The organism is Nocardia neocaledoniensis (assembly GCF_029868625.1).
Taxonomy (GTDB): domain Bacteria; phylum Actinomycetota; class Actinomycetes; order Mycobacteriales; family Mycobacteriaceae; genus Nocardia; species Nocardia neocaledoniensis_A.
On record NZ_JARWOJ010000222.1, the window covers coordinates 1 to 12296 of the forward strand.

At 70.0% G+C, this 12296-nt stretch carries 15 protein-coding genes; 7 read left to right on the plus strand and 8 right to left on the minus strand.

What is annotated here, in order from left to right; translation table 11 throughout:
• Window positions 1-201: 201 nt before the first annotated feature.
• The 5 genes from rlmB to carD form a co-directional block, all read right to left on the minus strand.
• Window positions 202-1188 (minus strand): 23S rRNA (guanosine(2251)-2'-O)-methyltransferase RlmB, encoded by a 987-nt coding sequence (gene rlmB / locus QH270_RS16350; RefSeq protein WP_280342916.1) that lies wholly within the window; start codon window positions 1186-1188, stop codon window positions 202-204.
• A complete protein-coding gene (gene cysS, locus QH270_RS16355; protein ID WP_280342918.1) occupies window positions 1188-2591 on the minus strand; it encodes a cysteine--tRNA ligase in 1404 nt (467 codons plus the stop codon). The genes rlmB and cysS overlap by 1 nt, the downstream gene beginning before the upstream one ends.
• Before the next feature lie 132 nt (window positions 2592-2723).
• Window positions 2724-3191, minus strand: coding sequence for a 2-C-methyl-D-erythritol 2,4-cyclodiphosphate synthase (gene ispF, locus QH270_RS16360; protein WP_280342920.1), 468 nt, complete (start codon window positions 3189-3191; stop codon window positions 2724-2726).
• Complete coding sequence (gene ispD, locus QH270_RS16365; protein WP_280342922.1) at window positions 3188-3889, minus strand: 2-C-methyl-D-erythritol 4-phosphate cytidylyltransferase; 702 nt, start codon at window positions 3887-3889, stop codon at window positions 3188-3190. The genes ispF and ispD overlap by 4 nt, the downstream gene beginning before the upstream one ends.
• A 1-nt stretch (window position 3890) precedes the next feature.
• Entirely contained in the window at window positions 3891-4379 is a 489-nt protein-coding gene (carD, locus tag QH270_RS16370; protein WP_019044685.1) for an RNA polymerase-binding transcription factor CarD, read from the minus strand.
• Between the two features lie 352 nt (window positions 4380-4731).
• Between carD and QH270_RS16375 the strand changes: the two genes are divergently transcribed.
• Together QH270_RS16375 and radA are read left to right on the plus strand one after the other, a co-directional pair.
• Complete coding sequence (locus QH270_RS16375) at window positions 4732-5421, plus strand: hypothetical protein (protein ID WP_280342925.1); 690 nt, start codon at window positions 4732-4734, stop codon at window positions 5419-5421.
• Window positions 5422-5497: 76 nt separating this feature from the next.
• Complete coding sequence (gene radA / locus QH270_RS16380; protein WP_280342927.1) at window positions 5498-6898, plus strand: DNA repair protein RadA; 1401 nt, start codon at window positions 5498-5500, stop codon at window positions 6896-6898.
• 166 nt (window positions 6899-7064) lie between these two features.
• Here the strand turns inward: radA and QH270_RS16385 are convergent, their stop codons facing one another.
• Together QH270_RS16385 and QH270_RS16390 are read right to left on the minus strand one after the other, a co-directional pair.
• A complete protein-coding gene (locus tag QH270_RS16385) occupies window positions 7065-7754 on the minus strand; it encodes a hypothetical protein (protein WP_280342930.1) in 690 nt (229 codons plus the stop codon).
• A 59-nt stretch (window positions 7755-7813) separates the two neighbouring features.
• Complete coding sequence (locus tag QH270_RS16390) at window positions 7814-8437, minus strand: carbonic anhydrase (protein WP_280219382.1); 624 nt, start codon at window positions 8435-8437, stop codon at window positions 7814-7816.
• 90 nt (window positions 8438-8527) lie between these two features.
• Here QH270_RS16390 and QH270_RS16395 point away from each other — a divergent pair, with 90 nt between their 5' ends.
• On the plus strand, window positions 8528-9406 hold the full coding sequence (locus QH270_RS16395; protein ID WP_280342932.1) for an A/G-specific adenine glycosylase: 879 nt from the start codon (window positions 8528-8530) through the stop codon (window positions 9404-9406).
• A 24-nt stretch (window positions 9407-9430) separates the two neighbouring features.
• Here the strand turns inward: QH270_RS16395 and QH270_RS16400 are convergent, their stop codons facing one another.
• Window positions 9431-10174 (minus strand): alpha/beta fold hydrolase, encoded by a 744-nt coding sequence (locus QH270_RS16400; protein ID WP_280342933.1) that lies wholly within the window; start codon window positions 10172-10174, stop codon window positions 9431-9433.
• Between the two features lie 72 nt (window positions 10175-10246).
• Between QH270_RS16400 and QH270_RS16405 the strand changes: the two genes are divergently transcribed.
• The 4 genes from QH270_RS16405 to QH270_RS16420 all read left to right on the plus strand — a co-directional run bounded on the left by QH270_RS16405 (window position 10247) and on the right by QH270_RS16420 (window position 12246).
• Window positions 10247-10570 carry an antibiotic biosynthesis monooxygenase family protein gene (locus tag QH270_RS16405; RefSeq protein ID WP_232996257.1) on the plus strand — a complete coding sequence of 108 codons (324 nt, stop codon included), beginning with the start codon at window positions 10247-10249 and terminating at the stop codon, window positions 10568-10570.
• Window positions 10571-10765: 195 nt separating this feature from the next.
• Window positions 10766-10966: a CbtB domain-containing protein gene (locus tag QH270_RS16410; RefSeq protein WP_280342936.1), complete on the plus strand. Its 201-nt coding sequence runs from the start codon at window positions 10766-10768 to the stop codon at window positions 10964-10966.
• Window positions 10957-11739 carry a CbtA family protein gene (locus QH270_RS16415; RefSeq protein WP_280342938.1) on the plus strand — a complete coding sequence of 261 codons (783 nt, stop codon included), beginning with the start codon at window positions 10957-10959 and terminating at the stop codon, window positions 11737-11739. Before QH270_RS16410 ends, QH270_RS16415 begins: the two co-directional genes overlap by 10 nt.
• Before the next feature lie 36 nt (window positions 11740-11775).
• Entirely contained in the window at window positions 11776-12246 is a 471-nt protein-coding gene (locus tag QH270_RS16420) for a hypothetical protein (protein ID WP_280342940.1), read from the plus strand.
• The last annotated feature ends 50 nt before the right edge of the window (window positions 12247-12296 follow it).

A 12296-nucleotide genomic window follows, 5' to 3' on the forward strand; every position in this document is an offset into this window, starting at 1 on the left:
AATTCTACTGTGCACGAGGGCCGCTGACGCGGTACTACGCGCGGAACGGAACTCACCCCGATCAAGGCCGCGGCACACGACGACGAAAACCCGGCCCCGCACGACCCGACCTCGAGGAGGGTCCGCCGCGTCAGCGGCGGGTCGCGGCCGTCCCGCCGATCAGGCGCGACCAAGGGGCCGCGACCTCGAGCGCGCCAGCGCTCAGACAATCCTGCGCTGTCTGGCGATGTCGGCGAGGACTACGCCCGCCGCCACCGACGCGTTGAGCGACTCCACCGGGCCCGCCATCGGGATGCTCAGGATCGAGTCGCAGTTCTCGCGGACCAGGCGCGAGAGGCCCTTGCCCTCGGAACCGACCACCACGACCGTCGGCACGCTGGCGTCGAAATCGTCGAGGGTGGTGTCGCCGCCCGCGTCGAGGCCGACGATCTGGAAGCCCTGCGAGGCCCAGTCCTTGAGCGTGCGCGTCAGGTTGGTGGCCCTGGCGACCGGGAGCCGGGCCGCGGCACCCGCGCTGGTGCGCCACGCGACCGCGGTGACGCTGGCGCTGCGGCGCTGCGGGATCACCACGCCCTGGCCGCCGAACGCGGCCACCGAGCGGATGACGGCACCCAGGTTGCGCGGATCGGAGATGTTGTCGAGCGCGACGAGCAGCCCCGGCTCACCCGAGGTCTTCACCCGGTCCATCAGGTCGTCGGGGTGGGCGTAGCGGTACGGCGGCACCTGCAGGGCCAGGCCCTGGTGCATACCGTTGGCGCTCAATCGATCCAGGTCGGTGCGCGGCACCTCGAGAATCGAGATGCCCATGTCGGCGGCGCGCTGCACGCTCTCGGTGAGCCGCTCGTCGTTCTCGGTGCCGACGGCCACGTAGAGGGCGGTCGCCGGGACGTCGGCGCGCAGGCATTCGAGCACCGGGTTGCGGCCGAGCACCAGCTCGGGACCGTCGTCGGACTTGCGCCCGACGCGCGGCACCCCGGACTTTCCGGACGGCCGGTTCTGCTGTGCCGCTTTGGCTTTCGCCGCGGCGGCGGCCCGCTTGGCGGCGGGATGCTTGGTGCGCGCCTCGGCGGGCGGGGTCGCGCCCCTGCCCTCGAGGCCGCGACGGCGCTTGCCGCCCGAGCCGACGACGGCACCCTTCTTGGTGCCGCCCTTCCTGATCGCTCCGCGTCGCTGTGAATTGCCTGCCATCAGTTCGCCTTTCCGCTAGCTGCGCCCAGCGACCATTCCGGCCCCTGCGGGGTATCGGTGACTTCGATACCCGCCGCGACGAGCCGATCCCGTGCGGCATCGGCTGCTGCCCAGTCCTTCTCCGCCCGCGCGCTCGCCCGGCGATCCAGCTCGGAGCGGACCAGCACATCGAGCGCGTCGAGCGCCGCCGAGTTGTCGGCGGCGGTGTACCAGTGCGGGTCGAGCGGATCGACGCCGAGGATGCCGAGCATCGCGCGGACCTGCCCGGCCAGCTCCGCCGCCGTGTCCACCGAACCGGCCTCCAAGGCGCGATTGCCCTCGTGCACCACGTGGTGGATTTCGGCCAGCGCCTTCGGAATCGCCAGATCGTCGTCGAGCGCCGCCGCGAATCCGTCGGTCCATTTACCGACCGGGACCTCGCCGACGCGATCGAGCACGCGATGGACGAATGCCTCGATGCGCTGATAAGAGGCGACGGCGTCGTCGAGTGCTTTGTCGGAATATTCGAGCATCGACCGGTAATGCGCGCTGCCCAGATAGAAACGCAATTCCACCGGGCGCACCCGGGTGAGCACATTCGGCACCGAGAGCACATTGCCGAGCGACTTCGACATCTTCTCCCCGCCCATCGTCACCCAGCCGTTGTGCAGCCAGTAACGCGCGAAACCGTCACCGGCCGCCTTGGACTGAGCGATCTCGTTCTCGTGGTGCGGGAAAATCAAATCCATTCCACCGCAGTGGATATCGAATTCGCCACCCAGATAGAACTCGGCCATCGCCGAGCATTCCAGATGCCAGCCGGGACGGCCGGGACCCCACGGGGACGGCCAGCTCGGCTCGCCCGGCTTGGCCGACTTCCACAGCGTGAAATCGCGCGGATCGCGCTTGCCGCGGGTGGGGGTCTCGCCCTGGTGCACGTCGTCGAGCTTGTGACCGGACAGTTCGCCGTAGTTCGGCCAGCTCAGCACGTCGAAGTAGACGTCGCCGTCAGCGGCGTAGGCGTGCCCGCGCTCGATCAACCGCTCCATCAGCCCGACCATCTGGGTGATGTGGCCGGTGGCGCGCGGCTCCGCGGAGGGCGGCAGCACGCCGAGCACGTCGTAGGCCGAATCGAAGGCGCGCTCGTGCGTGGCGGCCCATTCCCACCACGGGCGGCCCGCCTCGGCGGCCTTGTTCAGGATCTTGTCGTCGATATCGGTGACATTGCGGATGAACCACACGTCGTAGTCGTGCGCGAGCAGCCAGCGGCGCAGCACGTCGAACGCGACGCCGCTGCGCACATGCCCGATATGGGGCTGGCCCTGCACGGTGGCCCCACACAGATACACCGAGGCACGGCCGGGGACCAGCGGGGTGAATTCCCGCAGGGTCCGCGTGTCGGTGTCAAAAAGGCGCAAGGTCACGGCATTCGATCCTAGTCGGTGGGATGGCGGTGGAGATGACCGGCCGGTTCGTGGCTCGCCGACATTGTGCGGCGGCGGAACGAGGCGGCGAGGAAGCGTGGTGCGGCAGGAAGTCTTCGGGGCCCGGGTGGGCTACGAACACGCCGCGATCAGACAGGTGGCGATGGCCGCGATGCCCTCGCCACGGCCGGTCAGGCCCAGACCGTCCGTGGTCGTGCCGGACACCGAGACCGGGGCGTCCAGCAGCTCACCCAGCACTTTCTGGGCCTCCGCGCGGCGCGGGCCGATCTTCGGGCGATTGCCGATGACCTGCACCGCCGCGTTGACGACCGCGAAGCCTTCCTCGGCCAGCAGCCTGCGGACCTCGGTGAGCATCGCGGCACCGGTGACACCGGCCCATTCGGGACGGCCGACACCGAAGACGGCGCCGACATCGCCCAGGCCCGCGGCCGAGAGCAGCGCGTCGCAGAGCGCGTGCGCGGCGACGTCACCGTCGGAGTGCCCGGCGCAGCCGTCGGCGTCGGGAAACAGCAGGCCCGCCATCCAGCAGGGACGGCCGGGCTCGATGGGGTGCACGTCGCTGCCGATACCGACTCTCATCGGAGCACCTGCTCGGCGCTCAGCGATTCGGCCAGGCGCAGGTCGAGCGGGGTGGTGATCTTGAAGGCCAGCGGGTCGCCCGGCACCGTGCGTACGGCCACGCCGAGGCGTTCGACCAGCCCGGCGTCGTCGGTCGCGCCGACCTCGGTGGCGTAGGCGCGGCGCAGCAGCGCGGCGTCGAAGCCCTGGGGTGTCTGGATGGCGCGCAGGTGCGCGCGATCGGGGGTGCCGGTCACCACGCCCGCGTCGTCGACCGACTTCACGGTGTCGACGACGGGCAGGGCGGGGACGACGGCGGAACTGCCCGCGTGCAGCTCGGCCGCCACCCGCGCGATCAGCGCCGGCGGCGTGAGCGCGCGAGCGGCGTCGTGCACGAGATAGAACGCGGCGTCGGGCGCGGCCGCGATCCCGGCGCGCACCGAATCGGTGCGCTCGGCGCCGCCGACAACGACCTGCACCGGCACAGGGGGCATCGAACCGCCGGTCAGTGAGGTGGTGGGCAGCAGAGCGGTCGCGGATTCGACCAGGTCGGCGGGTACGACGACCACGACGCGGTGCACGGCACCGGACGCGATCAGCCCGTCGACAGCCAATCGGACCATAGGTATGCCGCCGACCGGGACGAACGCCTTCGGGGTGGATTCACCCAGGCGCACGCCACGACCGGCGGCAGGAACCAGTGCTACGACAGATCGCACTCTAGGAGGCCGCGGCGAGGACCTCGTCGAGCAGCGATTCGGCCTTGCCGTCGTCGGTACCCTCGGCGAGCGCCAGCTCACCGACGAGGATCTGACGAGCCTTCGCCAGCATCCGCTTCTCACCGGCGGACAGGCCGCGATCCTGCTCACGACGCCACAGGTCGCGCACGACCTCGGCCACCTTGTTCACATCGCCGGAGGCGAGCTTCTCGAGGTTGGCCTTGTAACGGCGGGACCAGTTGGTCGGCTCCTCCGTGTGTGGCGCGCGCAGCACCTGGAAGACGCGGTCGAGACCTTCCTGGCCGACGACGTCGCGGACGCCGACATATTCGGCGTTCTCCGCGGGAACCCGAACGGTCAAGTCGCCTTGCGCGACCTTCAGGACCAGATACTCTTTCTGCACACCCTTGATGGTGCGGGTCTCGATTGCTTCGATCAGCGCCGCTCCGTGGTGGGGGTAAACGACGGTGTCTCCGACCTTAAAAATCATGTGTCCCGTGCCCCTTTCGATGTTCACAGTTTAACATGCGACTCGATAACGGCGCGATCAACTGTGCAGGTCAGGGCCACAACGAGGCCATCGTAGGGGTTGACAACCCGAATTTGTTGTGCATCACGTTGTGCCAGAACGGGTTAACCGCCAGCACAGCGCGCCGTCGTCGCGCACGGCCCGCCCGGCATCGATCCGGCAATCGGGCCCGAGACACCGAACTGTTACTTCCGCGCCCGCGCGTCGCGAGCCCGGACGCCACGCGCGCGAAGCGAACTACTACGCTGCCTAGTTACTACCCTCCGATCCACCCGGTGGACGGAGTGAGCCCGGTCGACATGGAGGACAAACCGTGACTGCCCTGAAAGCTGTGACCGCCACGTCGGCGCGACGTCGCATGGCGACGGTTGCCGCCCTCGCCGCTGCCGCGGGCATCGCCCTGAGCGGCTGCAGTGCCGGCCAGCACACCCAGACCTCGTCGCAGGCCGCCGCGATCAACGGCAACCACGCCGAGGTCGGCGCGATCGCCCTGCGCAACGTGCACATCGTGTACCCCGAGGCGGCGGCCGCGCACGACAAGGGCGGCAAGGCCGTGATCGCGCTGTCGATCATCAACGACAGCGAGACGGTCACCGACGAGCTGACCAGCGTCACCACCGACCTGGGCCAGGTGAAGCTGACCGGCCCGAACGGCGACGCCAAGTTCGTGCTCGCTCCGCAGCAGACCGTGGTCGCCGGGTCCACCGCGGCCGGCGCCAAGCCCGCCGACGATCACGGCACCACGACCTCGGCCGCCCCGACCACCTCGGCCGCGCCGACCACGGCCGGTGACACGCCGTCCGATGATCCGGCCGCCAAGCCGGGCACGATCGAGATCACCGGCCTGTCCGAGAAGATCCACCCGGGCCTGACCTACAACGTCACCTTCAACTTCAAGAACGCGGGCACCGTGCAGGTGGCCGTCCCGGTCGACGCCGCCGCGGCCGAGCGCGTCGAGAACGAGCTGTCCGGCCCGGCCCCCGAGGGCGCCGGCGGGCACTGATCTCCCCCTGGGAAAGGCCGTCGCGATGATCGCGGCGGCTTTTCTTTTTGTCGGAGCCGGTCCGTAGGGTGCGCGTGTGGCCAAGACCAAAGCTGTCTTCCGGTGCACCGCGTGCTCACACGAGGTGTCCAAGTGGGTGGGCAAGTGCCCCGAGTGCGGTGCCTGGGGCACGGTGAACGAGGTGGCCGTGTCGGCGGCCGCCGCGGCGCCGGGGCGGCGGGCGATGCTGCCGAGCACGGCGGCTGCCCCGCTGTCGCAGATCGACGCGAAGGTCACCCAGGCGCGCTCGACCGGGGTCAGTGAGCTGGACCGGGTGCTCGGTGGCGGCGTGGTGCCCGGCTCGGTGGTACTGCTCTCGGGTGAGCCTGGCGTCGGCAAGTCGACCCTGCTGCTCGAGGTCGCGCATCGGTGGGCCGCGCAGCGTGACGAGACTTCGCTGTACGTGACCGCCGAGGAGTCGGCCGGACAGGTGCGGCTGCGGGCCGACCGCACCGGCGCCGTGCACGACCGGGTGTATCTGGCGGCCGAGTCGGACCTGTCGATCGTGCTCGGCCATGTGGAGCAGGTGCGGCCGACGCTGCTGGTCGTCGACTCGGTGCAGACCATGCTGGCCCCCGAGGTGGACGGCGTGATCGGCGGCGTCACCCAGGTCCGCGCGGTGACCGCGGCGCTGACGTCACTGGCAAAGGCCAGCGGCATCGCCGTGCTGCTGGTCGGGCACGTCACCAAGGACGGCAACGTGGCCGGGCCGCGCACGCTCGAGCATCTGGTCGACGTGGTGCTGCAGTTCGAGGGCGACAAGAACTCCACGCTGCGGATGATCCGCGGCATCAAGAACCGGTTCGGCAGCGCCGACGAGGTGGGCTGTTTCGAGCTGCACGAAGACGGCATCGCCTGCGTCGACGATCCGTCCGGGCTGTTCCTGCACCACCGCACCGACACCGTGCCCGGCACCGCGGTCACCGTCGCGATGGACGGCAAGCGGCCACTCGTCGCCGAGGTGCAGGGTCTCACCGTGAAGACCGAGATTCCGCAACCGCGCCGGGCCGTGAGCGGGCTCGACTACAACCGCGTCGCGATGGTGCTGGCCGTGCTGCAGAGCCGGGGGCGGGTGTTTCTCGGCAAGCACGATGTCTACGCCGCGACGGTCGGCGGGATGCGCCTGGTCGAGCCGACCGCCGATCTGGCCATCGCGCTGGCCATCGCCTCGGCCGAGGCCGATATCGCGCTGCCCGCGGGCTGGGTGATCCTCGGTGAGGTCGGGCTGGCCGGCGAGGTCCGTAAGGTCACCGGGCTCACCAGACGGCTGGCCGAGGCCGAGCGACTGGGCTTCACCACCGCACTGGTACCGCCCGGCTCGGGGCAGACCGAGATCGGTTCCATGCGCATCCACGAGGTCGGCGACCTGCGCTCGGCGCTGCGGCTGGCGTCCCTCCGCAAATCCCGCGCAGCCAAGGAAGCCGTCCCCGTGGAATAACCCCGGCAAACCGCCCTTATCGGTGAAATTCCACAATTCGCCGCCAACGACCGTTGACGTCGGCACCGATCTTGCGAACCCTGCAAATCAACCGAACTCGAACATGTGAGTTATAGCGCACCCGCACAATGCCAGGTCCCGCCGACGAAGCGGGTCCTCGACCCGTTCAGTCGGCCAGATTGAACGGCTCCGCAGCGCTGCGAATGGCGCCGAGCTGAGCGACGACCATATACGCGCCCGCGGGCACCTGCAGCCGCTCACCCGCGCACTCCGGCTGCGAGGTGGTGCCGAACCAGGTGCCCTTGTAGGACAGCTGCTCGCCCGCCTTGAGCGTCTTCACCTCCGGCGGCCCGTCGGGGTTGCAGTCGTTGCTCGCCCACAGGCGACGCTGGCCGTCGAGCGTGTACACCAGGAACTGCGGACCGGGCCCGAGATCCCGCGAGCAGGCCGCCGAGGAGATGTTGGTGATCACCGTGCCGAACGCGGGCTGGTCGCCGACGCGGTAGGTCGGCTGCGCGACCGTCACCTTCAACGCCAGCGACTGATCGCCGCAGGGTTCGGCGGCCGGCTGCGCCGCCGTCGAACTGGTCGGCGCGCCGCTGGGCGCCGAGCTCGTCGCCGAACCGCTGGTCGCGGTGGTGCTGCTCGACTCGGCCGCGCTGGTGCTCGACTCGGCACTGCTCGACGCGGCCGAGGTCGTGGTGGCCGCCGCGTTGTCACCCGAGGAATCCCCGCCGCGCGCGACCATCGTGACGAGCCAGATCACGATCGCGAGCGCGACGACGATCACGCCGATGGCGAGTGCCCGGCGACGCCAGTAGATCTCGGGAGGCAACGGTCCATTCGGTTCCAGCACGCCTCAACGGTAAGCGCACCGCGCGGACGAGCGCTCGATGACCTCGGCGTGTCGGGGTTTCAGACCGTCTCGCCGATATTGCCGACGACCCGGCGCAGGTGCACGCGTCCGTCCTGGAGTTTGTAGGTGACACTCGCGATCGCGCACTGTCCGGTGGCGACCTTCTGCGAGATGATCATCGACCGCTGCATGAGCAGCCTGCTGGTCTCCACCACGTGCCGCGCCTCGAACTCGTCGATCGAGGACAGGCCCTCGCGGCGCCCGACCAGGATCGACGGGGTGACGCGTTCGACGACGCTGCGGATGAATCCGCCCGGCACCTCGCCACCGTCGAGCGCGTCGATGGTGGCCTTCACCGCGCCGCAGCTGTCGTGGCCGAGCACGACGATCAGCGGCACGTTGAGCACCTCGACGCCGTACTCGATCGAGCCGAGCACGGAGCTGTCCACCACGTGACCGGCGGTGCGGACGACGAACATGTCGCCGAGCCCCTGGTCGAAGATCAGTTCGGCGGCGACGCGGGAATCACCGCAGCCGAACAGGATCGCGTGCGGATGCTGGCCGCTGACGAGCTTGGCTCGGTCGGCGGCGCCCTGGCTAGGATGCATCAGAGTGCCGTTGACGAAGCGTTCGTTGCCTTCGCGCAGCGACTTCCAGGCACTTATCGGATTGGAACCAGGCATAGCGACCATTGTGCACAGGCCATGGGTTACCAGCGAGTCCGGCGCGTTACGCGTCGGCAACGAGTGCCTGGCCGAGGCGGAACGGGAACAGTGAGTATCGACGCGGAAGTCCTGCTGGATTGGTTCGGCGAGACGGCGCGCGACCTGCCGTGGCGCAAGCCGGAGGCGACCGCGTGGCACATCCTGATGAGCGAGATCATGCTGCAGCAGACCCCGGTGGTGCGGGTCGAGCCGATCTGGCGGGAATGGGTGGCGCGCTGGCCGGTGCCCTCGGCGATGGCGGCGTCCTCGCAGGCGGAGGTGCTGCGGGCGTGGGGCAAGCTCGGCTACCCGCGCCGGGCGCTGCGGCTGCACGAGTGCGCGCGGGTATTGGCCACCGAACACGGTGATGCGGTGCCCACCGATGTCGACGTGCTGTTGAGCCTGCCGGGGATCGGCGCCTACACCGCCCGCGCGGTGGCGTGCTTCGCCTACGGACAGCGAGTTCCGGTGGTGGACACCAACGTTCGACGGGTGGTCGCCCGCGCCGTGCACGGCCGCGAGGTGGGCAACCCGTCCTCGCGCGACCTCGCCGAGACCGAAGCGCTGCTGCCTGCCTCGGTGCCGCGCGCCGCGAAGTTCTCCGCGGCCCTGATGGAACTCGGCGCGCTGGTGTGCACCGCCCGCAACCCCGACTGCGCGCGCTGCCCGCTGCCGTCCTGCGCGTGGGTGACGGCAGGCAGGCCCGCGGCCACCGTGGCGCGCAAGGTGCAGAAGTACGACGGCACCGACCGGCAGGCGCGCGGCCGGCTGCTCGACGTGCTGCGCGACGCGTCGGGTCCGGTCGAGCGGGTGCGCCTGGACCTGGCCTGGACCCGCGACCCCGGCCAGCGCGCGCGAGCCCTGGACTCTCTTCTGGTGGATGGACTGATCGAACAGACCGACGACGGGCTTTTCGCGCTGGCGGGCGAGGGCGGTACCACGGGCTGATCGCCGGCCCGGCCAACGAGCTGGTCAGCCGACGACGCGGCGCAGAAACCGGCTCACCTGCTCGCGGTACTCCTCCGGGCGCTCGTCGTGCACCAGGTGTCCCGCCCCCTCGATCCGCACGTACTCCGCGTCGGGGTGCAGCTCCGCCATCGTGCGCATCTGACCCGGCGGGGTGATGGTGTGCTCGCCCTCGATGAGCAGCACGGGAATCCGCAGTGATTTCCACTCGGCCCAGAAATCGCGCAGCCCCCACTCCTCGGAGATCGCGCGGAAGGTGTCGACCTCGCCGTGCAGGCGATAGCCGTCGCCGGATCGGGTGAACGCGCGCAGGAAGTAGGTGCCCGCGACCGGGCCGAAGTAGTCCAGCACCGCCTGGTCGTCGGGGAAGGGCTGGGGCCAGGAATGGATCAGCTCGGCCCAGTGCGCGGCCGTGCGGCCGGTGAAATCGGGGGCGATGTCCTCGACGACCAGCGCCCGCACCCGCTCGGGGTGGGTGGCGGCGAAGACCCAGCCGTGGATCGCGCCCATCGAATGCCCGAGCACGACCATCGGTTCGGTGATCCCCGCCGTGAGCTCGGCGAGATCGGTGACGAACGCCTCGGTGGTGAGTTCGGTGGGCGGCGTCCGGCCGTGGCCCGCCGCGTCGACGGTGTACACGTGGCCGAAGTCGCGCAGCCACGGCAGCTGATCGGTCCAGGTGCGCGCGCTGCCCATGAGGCCGTGCAGCAGCAGGATCGGGACGCCGGTCCCACCTTCGTCGTACAACACCCGCCCGATTGTGCCAGCGCTCCCCGCCTACCCGAACCAGGTTGTGCGCCGCGCGGTCGTATTGTCGGCGGCATGGCTGTTGTGAAGATCAATGCGATCGAGATCCCCGAGGGCGCGGGCCCCGAACTGGAGAAGCGCTTCGCCGCGCGGGCGCACGCGGTGGAGAACTCCCCCGGTTTCCTCGGTTTCCAATTACTGCGTCCGACCGCGGGCGAGAACCGGTATTTCGTGGTGACGCAGTGGGATTCGGAGGAATCCTTCGCGGCGTGGCGCGACGGTCCGGCCCGGGCCGCGCACGCGGGCCACGGCGGCGAGGGCGAGCGCCCCAAGCCCGTGTCGACGGGTGCCTCGCTGCTGGAGTTCGAGGTCGTCCTCGACGTCCCTGCCAAGGCCTGAGAACGGCGTTTCCCCAGGGCACGCGGGTGCGCGTATTGACGTGCACGGTCCGCGACTGTCACAGTTCGGGTGAAAACACGCGTGGGTGCGCGGTAATTCCGGTGTGAATCCGGAGCGGTCGCGCCACTGTAAAGCCAGACACCGGCACCCGCGTATCGCTCGACCATGGGACGCGTATCCCTGAGGAGGACCCGAATGGCCATCGCGCATTCACCCAGCCGGTCTACCGGCCTGGACACCCTGGCGACCGTGCTCGTCACGGCAGGTGTCGTTCTGCTCGCACTGCTCACCCTGTACCTGGTCGGCTTCGACCAGGGGGCCGTCTCGCGTAGCGGGATGTACCTGCATGAGCTGATGCATGACGGACGTCATCTGCTGGGTGTTCCGTGCCACTGACCGGATCACTCAAGACCCTGCTGTTGCGCGGCCTGCTCGCCGGCTTGATCGCCGGCCTGCTGGCCGCCACAGTGGGCTACTTCGTCGGCGAGCCCCAGGTGGACGCCGCGATCATGCTCGAAGAAGCGGCCGCGACAGATCATCACGGCGGCGCCGAGGCGCCGGCGGGGCATTCGCACGGTGGCGAGGACGAACCGCTGGTCAGCCGGACCGGACAGAAGGCGGGCCAATTCCTCGCGCTCGGTTTGGCCGGGATGGCGTTCGGCGCGCTGTTCGCGGCCGCGCTGAATCTCGCACGCCGATTCACCGACCTGCCAGGACCGCGGTTGGCGCTGGCCACCGCGGTGCTCGCGTGGGCGGCGATCGTGGCGGTGCCGTTCTTCAAGTACCCGGCGAACCCGCCCGCGGTGGGTGACCCGGAGACGATCAACGAGCGGACCTGGTTGTGGGTAGCGGCCGTCGTTCTCGGTCTGCTCGCCGTCGCGGCCGCCGTCGCGGCGTATCGGGCGCTGGCGGGGCAGCTGGACTCGCTGCGGCTGATCGCGGGTGTCGGCGCGTTCGTGCTGGTCACCACGCTCGGCTATGTGCTGCTGCCCGGGGTGAACGAGGTGGCCGACGACTTCCCCGCGACGCTGCTCTGGCGTTTCCGGGTGGCCTCGCTCACCGAAACGACCACGCTGTGGGCGGCTTTGGGCTTGGCGTTCGCGGCGCTCACCGAATTCGCCTCGCGGCGTAGCACTCCCGTATCGGGTGAGGTCGCTACCGCGGGGTGATTCGCGCCGGTACAGCGGGCGGGCAGGGTCGGTTTCATGACCGACACTGCCCGTTCTGTTTCCGCCTACCGCTCCGTTCCCGGCTACCGGCCCACCGCTGTCGGCGTCGCGTTCGGCGCACTGATGACCGCCTTGGCCGCGGGCGCCGCCGAAGGACTGCTGCGCGCGGTCCGCGGCGGTGGCGAGTTCGGCGCCACCGCGGCGGGACTGCTCCCCCGGCTCGCGATCTATCTCGTCGTCGCGGCGGTAGCGCTGTACATGGTGCGGGGCAGCCGGGTCGCCCGCGCGCTGATGACGGTCGGGATCGGCGTGGTGGGGCTGCTCTCGCTGATCCTCGAGCCGGTGGCGGTGCTGCTGTCGACCGATGACTACGGTGCGCTGTTCGCCGAGCTGGCGCCGTCCTCCGCCGTGCTGGCGGGCTGCCGTGCCGTGCACATCGTGGCGGTGCTGATCGCGATTCCGGCGATGTACACCCCGGCCGCGCACCGCTGGTTCACCCAGCGCTGATCGGATCAGCGATCCGCCCCAGCGCAGCCGGTGGACCGACTGCGCCAGGG

Excerpts from the sequence above, each read along its gene's own strand:
- QH270_RS16410 (WP_280342936.1), top strand. The coding sequence starts at position 10,766 with ATGGCCATCGCGCATTCACCCAGCCGGTCTACCGGCCTGGACACCCTG.
- QH270_RS16390 (WP_280219382.1), bottom strand. The coding sequence starts at position 8,437 with ATGCCTGGTTCCAATCCGATAAGTGCCTGGAAGTCGCTGCGCGAAGGC.
- QH270_RS16405 (WP_232996257.1), top strand. The coding sequence starts at position 10,247 with ATGGCTGTTGTGAAGATCAATGCGATCGAGATCCCCGAGGGCGCGGGC.
- ispF (WP_280342920.1), bottom strand. The coding sequence starts at position 3,191 with ATGAGAGTCGGTATCGGCAGCGACGTGCACCCCATCGAGCCCGGCCGT.
- carD (WP_019044685.1), bottom strand. The coding sequence starts at position 4,379 with ATGATTTTTAAGGTCGGAGACACCGTCGTTTACCCCCACCACGGAGCG.
- rlmB (WP_280342916.1), bottom strand. The coding sequence starts at position 1,188 with ATGGCAGGCAATTCACAGCGACGCGGAGCGATCAGGAAGGGCGGCACC.
- QH270_RS16420 (WP_280342940.1), top strand. The coding sequence starts at position 11,776 with ATGACCGACACTGCCCGTTCTGTTTCCGCCTACCGCTCCGTTCCCGGC.